The 14,922-nt window shown below is 74.3% G+C and carries 16 protein-coding genes and 1 pseudogene; 14 read left to right on the forward strand and 3 right to left on the reverse strand.

Annotation, left to right across the window (positions count from 1 at the left end; genetic code table 11):
• Nucleotides 1-35: 35 nt before the first annotated feature.
• The 4 genes from secA2 to GA0070614_RS27715 all read left to right on the forward strand — a co-directional run bounded on the left by secA2 (nucleotide 36) and on the right by GA0070614_RS27715 (nucleotide 4,788).
• Entirely contained in the window at nucleotides 36-2,327 is a 2,292-nt protein-coding gene (secA2, locus tag GA0070614_RS27700) for an accessory Sec system translocase SecA2 (RefSeq protein WP_088978703.1), read from the forward strand.
• A 180-nt stretch (nucleotides 2,328-2,507) separates the two neighbouring features.
• The gene (locus tag GA0070614_RS27705) at nucleotides 2,508-3,248 is read left to right on the forward strand and encodes a GAF and ANTAR domain-containing protein (protein WP_088978704.1); all 741 of its coding nucleotides are present in this window, start codon (nucleotides 2,508-2,510) and stop codon (nucleotides 3,246-3,248) included.
• 104 nt (nucleotides 3,249-3,352) lie between these two features.
• The gene (locus GA0070614_RS27710) at nucleotides 3,353-3,859 is read left to right on the forward strand and encodes a DUF2231 domain-containing protein (protein ID WP_088978705.1); all 507 of its coding nucleotides are present in this window, start codon (nucleotides 3,353-3,355) and stop codon (nucleotides 3,857-3,859) included.
• Between the two features lie 167 nt (nucleotides 3,860-4,026).
• Nucleotides 4,027-4,788, forward strand: a complete 762-nt coding sequence (locus GA0070614_RS27715; RefSeq protein ID WP_088979715.1) for a class I SAM-dependent methyltransferase — start codon at nucleotides 4,027-4,029, stop codon at nucleotides 4,786-4,788.
• A gap of 127 nt (nucleotides 4,789-4,915) precedes the next feature.
• Here GA0070614_RS27715 and GA0070614_RS27720 read toward each other — a convergent pair whose 3' ends face one another.
• Nucleotides 4,916-5,836: a DUF3500 domain-containing protein gene (locus GA0070614_RS27720; protein WP_088978706.1), complete on the reverse strand. Its 921-nt coding sequence runs from the start codon at nucleotides 5,834-5,836 to the stop codon at nucleotides 4,916-4,918.
• Nucleotides 5,837-6,021: 185 nt separating this feature from the next.
• On the opposite strand from GA0070614_RS27720, the gene GA0070614_RS27725 reads away from it, so the two are divergent.
• The 8 genes and pseudogenes from GA0070614_RS27725 (at nucleotide 6,022) to GA0070614_RS27765 (ending at nucleotide 11,207) form a co-directional block, all read left to right on the forward strand.
• The gene (locus GA0070614_RS27725) at nucleotides 6,022-6,396 is read left to right on the forward strand and encodes a cupin domain-containing protein (RefSeq protein WP_088978707.1); all 375 of its coding nucleotides are present in this window, start codon (nucleotides 6,022-6,024) and stop codon (nucleotides 6,394-6,396) included.
• Nucleotides 6,397-6,523: 127 nt separating this feature from the next.
• Nucleotides 6,524-6,688, forward strand: a pseudogene (locus GA0070614_RS31315) (rhodanese-like domain-containing protein); the annotation flags it as partial.
• Nucleotides 6,689-6,828: 140 nt separating this feature from the next.
• Nucleotides 6,829-7,311: a winged helix-turn-helix domain-containing protein gene (locus GA0070614_RS27735; RefSeq protein WP_331715119.1), complete on the forward strand. Its 483-nt coding sequence runs from the start codon at nucleotides 6,829-6,831 to the stop codon at nucleotides 7,309-7,311.
• A gap of 280 nt (nucleotides 7,312-7,591) precedes the next feature.
• The gene (locus GA0070614_RS27740; RefSeq protein WP_088978709.1) at nucleotides 7,592-8,200 is read left to right on the forward strand and encodes a winged helix-turn-helix domain-containing protein; all 609 of its coding nucleotides are present in this window, start codon (nucleotides 7,592-7,594) and stop codon (nucleotides 8,198-8,200) included.
• A 98-nt stretch (nucleotides 8,201-8,298) separates the two neighbouring features.
• Entirely contained in the window at nucleotides 8,299-8,979 is a 681-nt protein-coding gene (locus GA0070614_RS27745; RefSeq protein ID WP_088978710.1) for a nucleoside/nucleotide kinase family protein, read from the forward strand.
• A 152-nt stretch (nucleotides 8,980-9,131) separates the two neighbouring features.
• On the forward strand, nucleotides 9,132-9,530 hold the full coding sequence (locus tag GA0070614_RS27750; RefSeq protein ID WP_088978711.1) for a TraR/DksA family transcriptional regulator: 399 nt from the start codon (nucleotides 9,132-9,134) through the stop codon (nucleotides 9,528-9,530).
• A 48-nt stretch (nucleotides 9,531-9,578) separates the two neighbouring features.
• Complete coding sequence (locus GA0070614_RS27755) at nucleotides 9,579-10,448, forward strand: DUF72 domain-containing protein (RefSeq protein ID WP_088978712.1); 870 nt, start codon at nucleotides 9,579-9,581, stop codon at nucleotides 10,446-10,448.
• Between the two features lie 330 nt (nucleotides 10,449-10,778).
• A complete protein-coding gene (locus GA0070614_RS27765) occupies nucleotides 10,779-11,207 on the forward strand; it encodes a DUF2267 domain-containing protein (RefSeq protein ID WP_088978714.1) in 429 nt (142 codons plus the stop codon).
• A 114-nt stretch (nucleotides 11,208-11,321) separates the two neighbouring features.
• Here the strand turns inward: GA0070614_RS27765 and GA0070614_RS27770 are convergent, their stop codons facing one another.
• Together GA0070614_RS27770 and GA0070614_RS27775 are read right to left on the reverse strand one after the other, a co-directional pair.
• Entirely contained in the window at nucleotides 11,322-12,074 is a 753-nt protein-coding gene (locus tag GA0070614_RS27770; RefSeq protein WP_088978715.1) for a DUF72 domain-containing protein, read from the reverse strand.
• 9 nt (nucleotides 12,075-12,083) lie between these two features.
• A complete protein-coding gene (locus GA0070614_RS27775; RefSeq protein ID WP_088978716.1) occupies nucleotides 12,084-12,833 on the reverse strand; it encodes a PIG-L deacetylase family protein in 750 nt (249 codons plus the stop codon).
• 176 nt (nucleotides 12,834-13,009) lie between these two features.
• On the opposite strand from GA0070614_RS27775, the gene GA0070614_RS27780 reads away from it, so the two are divergent.
• Together GA0070614_RS27780 and GA0070614_RS31320 are read left to right on the forward strand one after the other, a co-directional pair.
• Complete coding sequence (locus GA0070614_RS27780) at nucleotides 13,010-14,467, forward strand: endo-1,4-beta-xylanase (protein WP_088978717.1); 1,458 nt, start codon at nucleotides 13,010-13,012, stop codon at nucleotides 14,465-14,467.
• A 141-nt stretch (nucleotides 14,468-14,608) separates the two neighbouring features.
• The gene (locus GA0070614_RS31320; RefSeq protein ID WP_088978718.1) at nucleotides 14,609-14,914 is read left to right on the forward strand and encodes a hypothetical protein; all 306 of its coding nucleotides are present in this window, start codon (nucleotides 14,609-14,611) and stop codon (nucleotides 14,912-14,914) included.
• The last annotated feature ends 8 nt before the right edge of the window (nucleotides 14,915-14,922 follow it).

The following is a 14,922-nucleotide window of genomic DNA, read 5'->3' on the forward strand; positions in this document are numbered from 1 at the left end:
CGATCAGCGGCCCGGTTCGCGTACCGTTGCCGCTCATGGGTGTGTCGCAACGCTTGAAGAGCAGGTTCCGGCGGTTCCTCCAGCGCCCGGGGACGACGGTGGACCTGGCCCCGCTGGAGAAGCTGCTGCCGCGGATCGCCGCGCGCGAGGAGGAACTGTCCGCCCTCGACGACGCCGCGCTCACCGAGGCCGCCGCCACCGCCTCGGAGTACGTGGAGATCTGCGCGCTCGGCCGGGAGGCCGCCCGCCGTGGGCTGGACCAGCGGCCGTACGACGTGCAGCTGCTCGGCGCGATGTCGCTGCTCTCCGGCAAGGTCGCCGAGATGGCCACCGGTGAGGGCAAGACGCTGACCGCCACCATCGCCGCGTACGGGCACGTCCGGCTCGGCAACGGCCCGGTGCACGTGCTCACCGTCAACGACTACCTGGCCCGCCGCGACGCCGAGTGGATGTCCCCGGTCTACCGCCTGCTCGGGCTCACCGTCGGCTGGGTCAACGAGGCCTCCACCCCCGAGGAGCGGCGGGCCGCGTACGCCTGCGACGTCACCTACGTCTCGGTCAGCGAGGCCGGCTTCGACTTCCTGCGCGACCAGCTCGTCACCGACATCGCCGAGCGGGTCCAGCCGCCGCTGAAGACCGCGATCGTCGACGAGGCGGACTCGATCCTGATCGACGAGGCCCGGGTGCCGATGGTCCTCGCCGGCTCGGTGGTCGGCGAGCAGGATCCGGTGCACGCCGCGGCGGCGCTGGTGCGCGGCCTGCGCAAGGGCAAGCACTACACCGTCGCCGAGGACGGCCGCAGCGTCGCCTTCACCAGCGCCGGCCTGGCCACCGTCGAGGCCAAGCTCGGCGGCATCGACCTGTACGACACCGAGCACGTCGGGCAGCTCTCCGCGGTCAACGTGGCCCTGCACGCGCACGCCCTGCTGCACCGCGACGTCGACTACATCGTCCGCGACGGCACCGTCGAGCTGATCGACGAGATGCGCGGCCGGGTCGCCCAGCGCCGCCGCTGGCCGGACGGCCTGCAGGCCGCGGTCGAGGCGAAGGAGGGGCTCGACGCCACCGCCGAGGGCGAGGTGCTGGGCACCATCGCCGTGCAGGCGTACATCGCGCTCTACCCGACGGTCTGCGGGATGACCGCGACCGCGGTGCTCGTCGGCGACCAGCTGCGGGAGTTCTTCGGCCTGGAGGTGGCGGTGATCCCGCCGAACACCCCCTGCATCCGCGAGGACGAGCCGGACCGCATCTACGCCACCCGGGCGGAGAAGGAGGAGGCGCTGATCGACGAGATCAGGCGCAACCACGAGCGCGGCCGTCCGGTGCTGGTCGGCACCCTGGACGTCAAGGAGTCCGAGGGCCTGGCCGCCGGGCTGAACGCCGCCGGGGTGTCCTGCGTCGTGCTCAACGCCAAGAACGACGACGAGGAGGCGGCGATCATCGCCGAGGCCGGCGCGTACGGCGCGGTCACCGTCTCCACCCAGATGGCCGGGCGGGGCGTCGACATCCGGCTCGGCGGCAGCGGCCAGGTCGACGCCGAGCGGGTCGCCGAGCTGGGCGGCCTGTACGTGATCGGCAGTGGCCGGCACGACAGCCGCCGGGTCGACGACCAGCTGCGCGGCCGGGCCGGCCGCCAGGGCGACCCCGGTGGCTCGGTCTTCTTCGTCAGCCTGGAGGACGACCTGGTCGTCCGGCACGCCGGCGACACCGTCCCGGCCTCGCCGCGGATGAACGCCGACGGTCTGGTCACCGACGAGCAGGTCGACTACGCCGTGGAGCACGCCCAGCGGGTGGCCGAGGGCGTCAACCACGAGATCCACCGCAACACCTGGCGCTACAGCGTGGTGATCGAGCAGCAGCGCAAGGCCCTGGCCGAGCGGCGCGAGCGGCTGCTCACCACCGACGTGGCGGCGCTGATGCTGCTCGACCGGGTGCCGGAGAAGGCCGGCGAGATGGACGAGGACCTGCTGGCCCGGGTCGCCCGCTCGATCGCCCTGTACCACCTCGACCGGCTCTGGGCCGAGCACCTGGCCGAGCTGTCGGAGGTCCGCGAGGGCGTGCACCTGCGCGCGCTGGGCCGTCTCGACCCGCTCGACGAGTTCCACCGGGCCGCGGTGCCCGCGTTCAACGACCTCGTCCCCGAGATCGAGACGCGGACCATCGCCACCTTCGAGGAGACCGAGTTCGCCGACGACTGGGAGCCGGACGCCGCGAAGCTGGTCCGGCCCAGCGCCACCTGGACGTACCTGGTCCACGACAACCCGTTCGGCTCGGAGCTGGACCGGTTGATCGCCTCGGTGGGCCGCCGGCTCGCCGGCTCGCGCTGAGCTGCCCCGGGTCCCTTCCGGCGACACCGCGCCGGAAGGGACCCCTTGCGCGGTTTCGATCCCGGTTTGCGAGGGTAGTAGCCCGGGGCTCATGACGCTGGGGGAGATCGGGAAGACGATGACACAGGCAATGGCGCCGGTCGCGCGGGACACCTCACGGTGCACGGGGGTCGGGACCCGGTGAACCTGGACACACGGGAGCCGACCATCGACACCCTCGGCGTGCTGGAGACGGCCGCCCTGCTGCGGGAGCTGACCGCGGGGCTGATCGCGGTCGACGACTTCGACGACGCGCTGGGCCAGCTGGTCCGCATCGCCCGCGACGCCGTGCCGGAGGTCGCCTGGTGCGGCTTCACGGCGCTGCGCGCCGGTGAGCCGGCCGGGGCGGCGGCCTCCGACCCGGCCCTGGCGGAGCTGGACGACCTGCGTCACGGCCCGGACTCGCCGCCGATGACCGCGATCCGCCGTCGCGAGATGACCATCGCGCCGGACCTCGACGGCGAGCAGCGCTGGCCGGCCTGGACGGCCCGGGCGCGCGGGCTCGGCGTACGCGGGGTGATCTCCGCGCCGGTGGACGTCGACGAACAGGCGATCGGGGCGATCAACCTGTACGCCGACGCCGGCGGCATCCTCTCCACCCGGCACCAGCTCACCGCGATGCTCCTCGCCGAGCACGCCGGGCTGCTGCTGGCCGCCGTGCGGGACCGGGCCAGGCAGGCCGAGCGGGCCGGTGAGATCGACGGCGCGCTGCTCGGCGAGGGTGTGGTGAGCCAGGCGATCGGGGTGATCATGACGCAGCGCGGCTGTCCCGCCCCGGAGGCGCTGGAGGTGCTGCGCAGCGCGGCGTCCTCGCTGGACATCCCGCTGCGGGAGGTCGCCGAGCGGTTGGTCACCACCGTCTCGCGTCCCCGCGAGGGCTGAGGGTCGGGTTTCGGTCCGTCCGGAACCCGCGCGTCGTTTCGTCCGGTCGGCGTACGGGTAGCACCCTGGATTCGTGGGCACGTGACGATCCTGGGGAGGACGCGATGGAGAGCCGTCTGCGGGTGCAGGGGCACCCCATCCAACCGATGCTGGTGACGTTCCCGTTCGGGCTCTTCGTCAGCGCCACCGTCTTCGACCTCGCCGACGTGGCCGGCGGGCCGGCGTTCCTCGGCGAGGTCGGCTACTGGACGTCGGTGGCCGCGCTGGTCGCCGCCGCGCTCGCCGCCGTGGCCGGCATGGTCGACCTGTGGGACGTCCGCGCCTCCCGGACCCGCCGGACCATGGTCACCTTCAACCTGGTCAACGCCGGCATGGCCGCGCTGTTCCTGCTCACCTGCCTGGTCCGGGCGGACGCGCCGCAGCGCGGCGCGACCGGTGTGCTGCTGCTGACCGAACTGGTCGCCCTGGCGGTCGGCACGGTCGGGGTCCGGCTCGGCGCCCGGCTGATGCGCCAGTTCGACCCCGGCCGCCGCGAGCCCAGCGGCTTCGACGCCCTTGACGGGGTGCCGGCCGGCGGCTCGACCGTCGAGATCGTCCGCCCGCGCGCCTGAGCGACCCCGCGCCTCGCGATGCGCGATGTGCGGCGTGTCGCGGTGTCCCGGGCGTCGGACACCGCGACACGCCGCAAACTGCGGGGCGCACGCGGGCGGGGTGTCGGCTGGACGAGTTGGGCGGAAATCGGTTGTCGGTGGTGGCCGGGGTCGGCGACGGTCGTCCGGTGACCGAGCGCAGCTTCGCCGAACTGGTCGCCGAGGCGACCGCGGCGCCCGTGACCGGGTGGGGCTTCTCCTGGCTCGACGGCCGGGCCACCGAGGAACGACCCACGTGGGGCTACGCCGGCCTGCTGGCGGCCCGGATGGCGCGGGCGCGTGCCGCGCTGGACGTCGACACCGGCGGCGCGGAGGTGCTCGCCGAGGTGCCGACCCCGCCGCCGCTGCTGGTCGCCACCGAGGCGTGGCCGCCGAACGTCGCGCTCGCCCGGCGTACGCTGCGCCGGCTCGGCGCCGGTGTGGTGCAGGTCGGCGCGGCGGCCGTCCTGCCGTTCCGCGACGGATCCTTCGACCTGGTCACCAGCCGGCACCCGGTCGAGACCTGGTGGGACGAGATCGCCCGGGTGCTGCGCCCCGGCGGGACGTACCTGTCCCAGCAGATCGGCCCGGGCACCATGCGCGAGCTGAGCGAGGCGATCCTCGGCCCGCTGCCTCCCGCGACCGGCCGGCACCCCGCGCTCGCCGTCGCCGCCGCCGAGGCGGCCGGGCTGACGGTGGTACGGCTGGAGGAGGCCACCCTCCGGGCGACCTTCCACGACGTCGGCGCGGTGGTCTGGTTCCTGCGCAAGGTGGTGTGGACCGTGCCGGACTTCGACGTCGACCGGTACCGGCCGCAGCTCGCCGCGCTGCACGAGCGGATCCGCGCCGAGGGCCCCTTCGTCGCCCACGCCCGCCGCTTCCTCGTCGAAGCACACAGACCCGCCCGCTGACCCCCGCCCCTCGGTCGATCATGAAGTTGTCGTCACGACACGCCGATGTGGACGACAACAACTTCATGATCACCGGGGGCCGGGGCGGGCCGGGGCGGGGCGGGGTGGGGCGGGGCGGGGTGGGGGGTCAGTGGGAGTGGGCGTGGTGGGCGGCGAGGACGTCGGCGCCGAAGTCGCCGGCCGGGCGGCGCAGCACGGTGTGCGCGTGGTTGCCGTCGTCGGCGGTGTTGTCGTACTCGACGAGCAGGTCCTCGCCCTGGATCCGGTAGTAGTGCCGCCCGCCCGGCCGCATCGGGCCGGCCCAGGCGAAGTGCGTCTCGCCGCCGGCGACCCGGTCGGCCTCCCGGGCCGCGAGTTCGGCGGGCAGCCGGTCCAGGTAGAGCGCGACGAGCTGGTCCAGCAGCGCCCGGCCGGTGACGCCGAGCCGCCCGCGCGGCACACCCAGCGGGACGAGCGGTGCGCCCACCGAGGCCCGGGTGGCGCTGACGATGTCCGCCGGCGCCTCGTCGGCGATGACGGCCGCCGCGCGCCCGGCCGGGCCGATCGCGGTCAGCAGCTCCCGGGCCAGGTCCTCCTCGACGCCGAGCGGGCGTGACACGGGGCGGCCGGCGTGCAGGACGGTGGCCGGGTTGGCGCCGAGGAACACCGGGGCGGGGGAGACCTCGTCGTCGACCACGGTCATGCTCACCGACAGGTGGTGCCCCTCGAAGCGCCAGGCCCACCGGTCGTCGACGGCCGGGTCGCCGAAGACGGCCACCCAGTAGTCGCCGCTGTGCCGCCCGCGTCGCCACCCCTCCGCCCGGTCCAGCACCTCCTCCAGCGCCACGACCGCCATCGCCTGGGCGTACGCGGCCGGGCTGAGCGCGGTGGCGAGCAGCCGGTGGGCGGCCTTGCGGCCGGCGACGTCCAGGTCCGCCAGGCAGACGCCGGGACGCGGCCGGGGCCGGTACTCCAGCCACCGCCGGCCCTCGTCGTCGAAGTGGTGGCCGGCGGCGGCCCGGGCCGGCTCGTCGAGGGCGTCCAGCAGCGCGGTGGCGGCCGTGCGCATCCGCTCGGGTACGGGATCGTCCACGGTGGCGCCTCAGCGGGTGGTGAGCAGGGTGGGCCCCTGCGGCCGGTCGCACATCCGATGGGCGCAGGCGAGCGTCTCGGCGTCGAGGTCGTCGGTCACCTGTCCAGGTTAGTGGTCCCGGCCGCCCGGCGGGCTGGTAGCTTGCGAGCCCGGGGAGGGTCATGGACGACGTGTACGTGGGCAACGCCGGTGTGGACGGGGCCACCAACGCCGGCTGGCTGCTCGGGCACTTCATGCCCGCCGGCGACCCCCGGCACAGCACCGACGTCGAGGTGAAGTGGGGCGTGCACCCGCCCGGGCAGGCCCGGTCCCGGTGGGCGACCGGTGAGTGCCGTACGGCGTTGCTGGTGCTGGTGAGCGGCCGGTTCCGGATGGAGTTCCCGGACCGCACGGTGGTGCTCGGCAGTCCGGGCGACTACGTCGTCTGGGGGCGCGGGGTCGACCACAGCTGGTACGCCGAGCAGGAGTCGGTGGTGCTCACCGTGCGCTGGCCCTCGGTGCCCGGCTACCGGGTGGACCCGCCCGTGCTGCGCTGATCCCGGCCCGGCCGGAACGTCGTCCCACCATCCGGCAATGCCTACTAAACCTATAGGACTTAACGGCTAGAGTGGCGGCCATGACCGACCTGCTCGCCGTCGCCGCCGGCCACGCCGACCCGGCCACCTGGCCGGTGCCGCCCTGCAGGACCTCGGCCTGCGCCGGGCCACCGACGTGATCGGCGGCTTCGTCGCCTGGCGCAGGGCCGGGCTGCCCGCCCTCGGCCCCACCCCACCGTCCCGCGTCCCGCCCGTCATGCCCCCGGTGATCGCCGGCCGGCCGCCGCACTGACCGCCACGCTCCACCGGGCGTGGCGGACGACCCCGCCACTACAGGAGGCCCCGATGTCCGTCGTCGCCATCACCTCGCGTCCGCACCCGCCGGGCCGACCCGACCGGGTGACGCCGACCCGGCCCCGCGCCACCGGAACCCTGACCATCACCCTCGACCTCGCCGCCGCGGCGATGACGCCCCGGCTGGCGCGCCTGGTCGACCTGCTCGGAGAGCTGGTCGAGTCGGGGGAGGGGATCGTCCGACCGGCCGAGCCCGCCGTGCCGCGACCGGTGGCCGTCGTGCCCGCCCCGCGTCCGGCGGCGGACGACGAGCACCCCGACACGCTGCACGTCCTGGCCGGCACCCGGGTGGTCCGCCGGGGCGGGCAGGAGATCCCGCTCACCCGCATCGAGTTCGACCTGCTGCTGTTCCTCGCCGAGTACCCGTACCGGGTCTTCACCCGGCGGCAACTGCTCGCCGGCGTCTGGGGCTACGAGCACGCCGTGGCCCGTACCGTGGACGTGCACGTGCGCCGGCTGCGCGCCAAGCTCGCCGCCGGCACACCGGTGGTGACCACCGTGTACGGCGTCGGCTACCGCCTCGCCGACGACGCCCGGGTCCGCGTCGACCGGTGCCGCTGACCCGCCGCCGGCCCGGCGTACCGAGGACCTTCCGCCCTGGTGCGCCGGTCCGGCACCGGCCAGTGTGAACGGCGCGGGGGTACCCCCCCGTCCACGTCCACCCCGTGACTCTGCTGTAATCATCAGGCTCGTACGCAGAGCGAGGGTTCGGCTGCGATGTGTTCGTCAATTGTCACATTCATGCAACGCGGCCGCCCCTTGACCCTCGCTCAGGGGCCCGGAAGCATCGATGAAGCGGCGTCCCGGGCCGTGGGATTACCCGGACCAGCCAAGGAGGACCATGTCGGTCAGCCCCGCCTCGTCGCGCGCCGGATGGCATACGTCCCAACCTGCTGTCCCCGGTCGTCCCCCCGGCGGCCAGCGCCGCCCGGCCAACACCGCCGCGCCCGTGCTCACCGTGACCCTGTCCATCCCACTGGCCAACGAGGAGTCGCTGACCCCACCGGCCCGGCGGCTGCTCGAGGCCGCCCGGGAGATGCTGGAGCGGGGTGAGGGCACCATCACCACCACCGGCGTACCGGCCGAACGGCGGCCCGAGCCACTGCCCGCCGGCCGCTCGGCGGGCCGGTCGCTGGCGCCGACCATCCCGGCCCTGCACATCCTGGCCGCCTCCCGCTCGGTGCTGCGCGACGGTGAGCCGTTGCCGCTGACCCGGCTGGAGTTCGACCTGCTGCTGCACCTGGTGGCCCACCCGCGCCGGGTCTTCACCCGGTTGCAGCTGCTCAACGCCGTCTGGGGGTACGAGCACGCCGGGGTCCGCACGGTCGACGTGCACGTGCGGCGGCTGCGCGGCAAGGTGGGCGTGGACGTCCCGCTGGTCACCACCGTCTACGGCGTCGGCTACCGGCTCGCCGACGACGCCCGGGTCACCATCGACCGCACCGGCTGAACCACCGGCACGTCACCGGAGCGGCCACCACCGCCTCGCGTCGGCGTACCCCCGACGACGCCCCGACCGCGCCGACCCGGCCGGGGCACCATGGTCGGATGCGCGTCCGACCCATCTCGCCCGAGCGGCTCGTCACCGAGCTGACCGACCGCGTCCTCGCCGCCGCCGACCTGGCCGCCGACCGGCCGCCGTCCGGCCCGGGCCCGGCCGCCGACCGGTCGCCGTCGCGGCTGCGGGTGGCGGTCGACGGCCCACCCGCCGCCGACCCGGACCGGCTCGCCGACGCCCTGGTCGACCCGCTGCGCGCCGCCGGCCGTCCGGTGCTGCGCATCCGGGCCGAGGACTTCCTGCGGCCCGCCTCGGTCCGGTACGAGCTGGGCCGGACCAACCCGGACGCCTACTACGAGGGCTGGACGGACGAGGCCGGGCTGCGCCGGGAGGTGCTCGACCCGGCCGGGCCGGGCGGTTCCGGGCGGGTCCTGCCGTCGCTATGGGACGCCGCGACCGACCGGGCCAGCCGTGCGCCGTACCTCGACCTGCCGGCCGGCGCGGTGCTGCTGGTCAGCGGGGCGTTGCTGCTCGGCGGTGGGCTCCCCTTCGACCTGGCGGTGCACCTGGCGCTCTCCCCGGCCGCCCTGGCCCGGCGGACCGACCCGCGACTGCGCTGGACGCTGCCGGCCTTCCAGCGGTACGCCGAGGAGGTCGACCCCGCCTCCTTCGCCGACGTCGTGGTACGCGTCGACGACCCCCGGCGCCCCGCGCTCGTCGAGCCGTCCTGAGCGCTGCCGCACGTCCGGGAAATTCGTCGGTTTGATCGACTGTGCGGGTGGGTAATCGCCCGGCTCAACAGGCACGGGTGATCTCGCCCGTGCGCACCGGGTCCGGGACGAACCGCCCCGGACAGCCACAGGCCCACGAAAGGCAGGCAGCGATGCTCGTCCACGACACGGTCGGTACGGGCCGATCCCAGGCGGAGATCGACCAGATCCGACTCTCCCTGCAGGCCCGCCACGACGAGCTGTCCGCGGAGTACGAGCAGGCGGTGGCGCAGAGCCAGGTGCTGCGGCTGGTGGAGGTCGGCGACACCGCCGGCGACGACCAGGCCGACAGCGGCACCAAGACCGCCGAGCGGGACACCGCGCAGTCCCTGCTGCGGACCATCCTGGAGCGCCGCGCCCAGTTCGAGCACGCGCTGGCCCGGCTCGACGAGGGGACGTACGGCTTCTGCGAGGGCTGCTCCGCGCCGATCCCGGTCGAGCGGCTGGAGATCTTCCCGTCGGCCACCTCCTGTGTGGCCTGCAAGCAGACGCGGGAGCGGCGAGCCGCCTGAGCGGCGTCGTGACGGCGGACCGGGTCGGGGACGCGGTGGACGTTCTCCATGGGTGAGATCAAGGTGGGCACCGCGTCCTGGACCGACCGGACCCTGCTGGACTCCGGGTGGTATCCGCAGACCGCGGACACGCCGGAGAAGCGCCTGGCGTACTACGCCCGGCAGTTCCCGCTGGTCGAGGTGGACGCCACCTACTACTCGCCGCCGGCCGAGCGGACCGCGCGGCTGTGGGTGGAGCGGACCCCGCCCGGGTTCACCTTCAACATCAAGGCGTTCAGCCTGCTGACCGGGCACCCCACCCGGGTCTCCGCGCTCTACAAGGACCTGCGGCCGGACACCGACAAGCGCAACCTCTACCCGGACGACCTGCCCGCGCAGGCGTACGAGGAGGTCTGGACGCGGTTCCTGACCGCGCTCGACCCGCTGGTCGAGGCCGGCAAGCTGGGCGCGGTGCTGTTCCAGTTCCCGCCCTGGTTCACCATCAAGCGGGCCAACAAGGAGTACCTGCTGGAGGTCCAGCGGCGCTGCCGCCCGCTGCGGCCGGTCTTCGAGTTCCGGCACGCCTCCTGGTTCGACGGCGACAACGCCGACGAGACCCTGGACTTCCTGCGCCGGCACGAGCTGGCGTACGTCTGCGTCGACATGCCCCAGGGGCACCGCAACTCGGTGCCGCCGGTGCTGGCCGCCACCGCCGACCTGGCCGTGGTGCGCTTCCACGGGCACAGCGACAAGTGGACCAGCACCGACATCCACGAGAAGTTCGGCTACCGCTACTCGGCCCGTGAGTTGCGGGACTGGGCGCCGAAGCTGCGGGAGCTGGCGGACGCCGCCGACCGGACCCACGTGCTGATGAACAACTGCTACCGCGACTACGCCCAGACCAACGGCCAGCAGTTGCAGGACCTGCTCGGCGCGTGACACCGCGCGGGGTCCGGCCGGCGTCCGCCCGCTTCACCCGCTGCGGGTGAGGCGGACTCACCCGGTCCCCGCGCAGCATGGGCGGTGCCGGTCACCGAGCGACCGGCCGACACCGACCAGGTACGGAGGTGACCGGTATGGGAGTGCGGGTGGTGACGGACCCACGGCGTGGCGCCGTGCTGCACGTCGTCGGCTCGGGTGGTGGCAGCAGCCCCCGGCGGCCGGCGCGGGCCGACCGGACCAGTCCGGTCCGCCAGGAGCGGGGGCCGTCCGGGCCGCCGCGACGCGACGACGACCGACGCTGGGAGAGCGAGACGCGGGGGTGGCGTGATGGCTGAGCAGCTGCATTCGGCGTTCGAGACGTCGATGGACAAGACCAACCTGATTCTCAAGGACATCGAGCAGGCGTACGGCTGGCCCAAGGAGCAGCGCAACCAGTCCTACGCGGCGCTGCGGACCGTCCTGCACCTGCTGCGCGACCGGATGACGGTGCAGGAGAGCGCCGAGTTCGCCGCGCAGTTGCCGGTGCTGGTGCGCGGGATCTACTTCGACGGGTGGCAGCCGGACAACGTCCCGATCAAGCTCAACCGGGACGACTTCCTCTACGAGGTCCGCCAGGGCTTCCCGTACGACGTGGAGGGCGGCCCCGAGCGGGTGACGCAGGTGGTGCTCGACACCCTGCGCCGGCACATCACCCAGGGCGAGTGGGACGATGTGCGGTCCACCATGCCCAAGGACATGCAGCAGCTGATCCCGTGACCGGGTGACACCCGGCCCGTCCCGCCGCGCCGGTGGGGCGGGCCTCGTCACGTCCGTCAGGCCGTCTCGCCCGCCAGTCGGTGATGCAGGGGTGACGCCCGGACCGTGACCCGGTCAGGCCGTGACGCGGCTGACCGGGTGCCCGGCCCGGCCGGCCAGCCCGGCGAAGGCGACCGCGTCGACCACCGCGGCACCTCCCGGGTCGTTGTTGAAGTACACGTACGCCGGCTGCGCGTCGTCGAAGGCCGCGCCGAGGCGGCGTACCCAGGTGGCGAGCGCCGTGCGCCCGTAGCGCGGCCACGGCCGGGCCCGCCCCTCGTGCAGCCGCAGGTACCCGAAGTCGGTGGTCCGCCACAGCGGGGTGACCGGCCGGCCGAGCCGGTCGGCCCAGACCAACGCCGCGCGGCGGCGCTCCAGCACCCGGCGCACCTCGTCGGTCCACCAGGACGGGTGGCGCGGCTCCACCGCCACCCGCACCTCGGCGGGGAACAGCCGCAGGGTCGCGTCGAGCGCGTCGGCGTCGGCCGGCAGGTTCGGCGGGAGCTGCACCAGCACCGGCCCGAGCCGGTCGCCGAGCGCGGTGGCCCGGCCCAGGAAGCGGGCGACCGGCTCCGCCGGGTCCCGCAGCCGTTTGACGTGGGTCAGGTAGCGGCTCATCTTGACCGCCACGCAGAAGTCCGCCGGGGTACGCGCCCGCCAGGCGGCGAAGGTCTCCCGCTCGGGCAGCCGGTAGAAGGCGTTGTTGACCTCCACGGTGGCGAACCGGGTGGCGAAGTGTTCCAGCCAGAGCCGCTGCGGCAGCCTCGCCGGGTAGAACCGCTCCCGCCAGTCGCGGTACTGCCACCCCGACGTGCCGACCAGGAACACCGCGCCCGCCTAGTGCAGGCCCAGCGGGAAGACCTCGAAGGCGGCCCCGTGGCGCACGCCGAGCCGGGTGCCCGCCGGCCGGCTGATCCCCTCCAGGAACTCCTCCGGGTCGAAGCTGCCGTCACCCAGCCCGCGCAGGTACGCGTCGTGCGCCCGCAGCGACGCCAGTCCCGCGTCGAAGGTGTCGGTCACGTCCACCCCGTGCCGGGCCAGCGGTGAGGCCGCGGCCCACACCTCGCGTACCCGGTTCCAGGGCTGCACGCCGTCGGTCAGCTGCTCCGGGAAGATCCAGCGGTTGCCCGCGTCCCGCGCGGCGTCGAGCACCGCCCGCCCGGTGGCGATGTGGTCGGCCTGGTTGAGCGTGTACGCCCCGTCCCAGGTCTCCCGGAAGTTGTTGGTGATCACCACGTCCGGCCGGTGCCGGCGGATCACCTCGGTGATCGCCCGGCGCAGCGGCACGCCGTACTCCAGCAGGCCGTCGGGGAGACCGAGGAAGTCCACCGTGTCCACCCCGACCAGCCGGGCGGAGAGCCGCTGCTCCTCCTCGCGGATCACTCGGGCCCGCTCCGGGGTGATCGCGTCGATCCCGGCCTCGCCGCTGGTCACCAGGCAGTAGACGACCTCCTTGCCCTGCCCGGTCCAGCGGGCGACCGCGGCGGCGGCGCCGAACTCCAGGTCGTCCGGGTGGGCGACCACGGCGAGCGCGCGCTGCCAGTCCTCCGCCAGCGGCGTCAACGGCTCCGGCTGCGGCTGCCCCATCGCGGTCCCCTCTCCCTCGGCTCCTCCCGCCATCCTGGCACCGCCGTCGCCGCCCCGCCGCCCGGCGACCGCCTTGACGGCCGACAGGGCCGGTGCGAGGATCGCGGAAGCGCTCCCATCGTCGTTCGTCACTGGTCGTCACCGTCGTGCCGACCTCCACGAAGGACAGGGACCGCATGCGCATCCACCACACCTCCCGACGGGCCCGGTCGGCCGTGCTGGCCACCGTGCTCGCCGCCGCCACCGCGCTCGCCGTCGGCGTCACGGTCAGCCGGCCGGGCGCCGCCGAGGCCGCCACCAGCCTGAAGAGCCTGGCCGACGCCAAGGGCCGCGACATCGGCTTCGCGCTGGCCCCCGACCGGCTCGCCGAGAGCGCGTACAAGCAGATCGCCGACAGCGAGTTCAACCTCGTCGTCGCCGAGAACGCGATGAAGTGGGACGCCACCGAACCCACCCGCGGCCAGTTCACCTTCGCCCAGGGCGACGCCGTCGCCGACTACGCCGCGGCCGGCGGCAAGAAGTTGTACGGCCACACCCTGGTCTGGCACTCGCAGCTGCCCGACTGGGCGTCCGGGCTGTCCGGGCCGGAGCTGCTGCAGGCGATGAAGGCCCACATCGCCGGGGTGGCCGGCCACTACCGGGGCAAGGTCGTCGCCTGGGACGTGGTGAACGAGGCGTTCGCCGACGGCGGCTCCGGCGGACGCCGCGACAGCGTCTTCCAGCAGCGGATCGGCGACGGCTGGATCGAGGAGGCGTTCCGCGCGGCCCGCGCCGCCGACCCGGCCGCCGACCTGTGCATCAACGACTACAGCACCGACGGCGTCAACGCCAAGAGCACCGCGATCTACAACCTGGTCCGTGACTTCAAGGCCCGGGGTGTGCCGATCGACTGCGTCGGCTTCCAGGCGCACCTGATCGTCGGCCAGGTCCCCGGCGACCTGCAGGCCAACCTCCAGCGCTTCGCCGACCTCGGCGTCGACGTGCGGATCACCGAACTGGACATCCGGATGCCCACCCCGCCCACCGCGGCCAACCTCGCCACCCAGGCCGCCGACTACCGCAAGGTGGTCACCGCCTGCCTGGCGGTGAGCCGCTGCGCCGGCGTCACCACCTGGGGCATCACCGACCGGTACTCCTGGATCCCGCAGGTCTTCCCCGGCCAGGGCGCGGCGCTGATCTGGGACGACAACTACGCGCCGAAGCCGGCGTACCAGGCGGTGGCCGAGGCGCTCGGCGGGGGAGTGACCGCCCCGCCCAGCACGCCCAACACCTCACCGTCGCCGACCACGCCCACCCCCGGCCCCGGCACCCCGGTCCCGGGCGGGTGCGTGGTCAGCTACGTCCCGAACTCCTGGAACAACGGGTTCACCGCCGAGGTCCGGGTCCGCAACGACGGCCCGGCGCTCACCGGCTGGACCGTCGGGTTCGCCTTCACCGCCGGCCAGCAGGTGACCAACGCGTGGAACACCACCCTCGCCCAGTCCGGCGCGCAGGTGCTCGCCCGCAACGCCGCCTGGAACGGCACGGTGCCGACCGGCGGCACGGTGAGCTTCGGCTTCCAGGGCACCCACGGCGGGTCCAACCCGAACCCCGCCGCCTTCACCCTGAACGGGGCCACCTGCCGTAACGGCTGACCGGCGGCGGGGCCGGGCGAACCGTCCCGAACGTCGGGCCCCGCCGTCTACGGTGTGGTTAGAGAAGATCGCGCGTGGGGTACCACCCGCTGCACGACGAACCCCGACCGACGGCGGGGCGGCACACCCGAGGGAGCATCCATGGCACTCAACGACGATGACATGCAGACCACCAGCGGCGGCGGCCTCGAGGGCCCGGCCGACGGCGGCGCGACCCCGGGTCACCAGGACGGTGGCGCCGATGGTGGTGCCGAGGGTCCGGCCGATGGCGGTGCGACCCCGGGCCAGCAGGACGGTGGCGCCGATGGTGGTGCCGAGGGTCCGGCCGATGGTGGTGCGACCCCGGGCCAGCAGGACGGTGGCGCCGATGGTGGTGCCGAGGGTCCGGCCGACGGTGGTGCGACCCCGGGTCACCAGGACGGTGGCGCCGACGGCAGCGCGTCCTGACGGATCGT

Source organism: Micromonospora coxensis (assembly GCF_900090295.1).
In the GTDB taxonomy this organism is placed as follows: Bacteria; Actinomycetota; Actinomycetes; order Mycobacteriales; family Micromonosporaceae; genus Micromonospora; species Micromonospora coxensis.

What these genes read in the sequence shown, in the direction of transcription:
- secA2 (WP_088978703.1), top strand. Translation starts at nt 36, where the DNA reads ATGGGTGTGTCGCAACGCTTGAAGAGCAGGTTCCGGCGGTTCCTCCAG.
- GA0070614_RS27710 (WP_088978705.1), top strand. Translation starts at nt 3,353, where the DNA reads ATGGAGAGCCGTCTGCGGGTGCAGGGGCACCCCATCCAACCGATGCTG.
- GA0070614_RS27720 (WP_088978706.1), bottom strand. Translation starts at nt 5,836, where the DNA reads ATGCGCACGGCCGCCACCGCGCTGCTGGACGCCCTCGACGAGCCGGCC.
- GA0070614_RS27725 (WP_088978707.1), top strand. Translation starts at nt 6,022, where the DNA reads ATGGACGACGTGTACGTGGGCAACGCCGGTGTGGACGGGGCCACCAAC.
- GA0070614_RS27740 (WP_088978709.1), top strand. Translation starts at nt 7,592, where the DNA reads ATGTCGGTCAGCCCCGCCTCGTCGCGCGCCGGATGGCATACGTCCCAA.
- GA0070614_RS27745 (WP_088978710.1), top strand. Translation starts at nt 8,299, where the DNA reads ATGCGCGTCCGACCCATCTCGCCCGAGCGGCTCGTCACCGAGCTGACC.
- GA0070614_RS27750 (WP_088978711.1), top strand. Translation starts at nt 9,132, where the DNA reads ATGCTCGTCCACGACACGGTCGGTACGGGCCGATCCCAGGCGGAGATC.
- GA0070614_RS27755 (WP_088978712.1), top strand. Translation starts at nt 9,579, where the DNA reads ATGGGTGAGATCAAGGTGGGCACCGCGTCCTGGACCGACCGGACCCTG.
- GA0070614_RS27765 (WP_088978714.1), top strand. Translation starts at nt 10,779, where the DNA reads ATGGCTGAGCAGCTGCATTCGGCGTTCGAGACGTCGATGGACAAGACC.
- GA0070614_RS27775 (WP_088978716.1), bottom strand. Translation starts at nt 12,833, where the DNA reads ATGGGGCAGCCGCAGCCGGAGCCGTTGACGCCGCTGGCGGAGGACTGG.
- GA0070614_RS27780 (WP_088978717.1), top strand. Translation starts at nt 13,010, where the DNA reads ATGCGCATCCACCACACCTCCCGACGGGCCCGGTCGGCCGTGCTGGCC.
- GA0070614_RS31320 (WP_088978718.1), top strand. Translation starts at nt 14,609, where the DNA reads ATGGCACTCAACGACGATGACATGCAGACCACCAGCGGCGGCGGCCTC.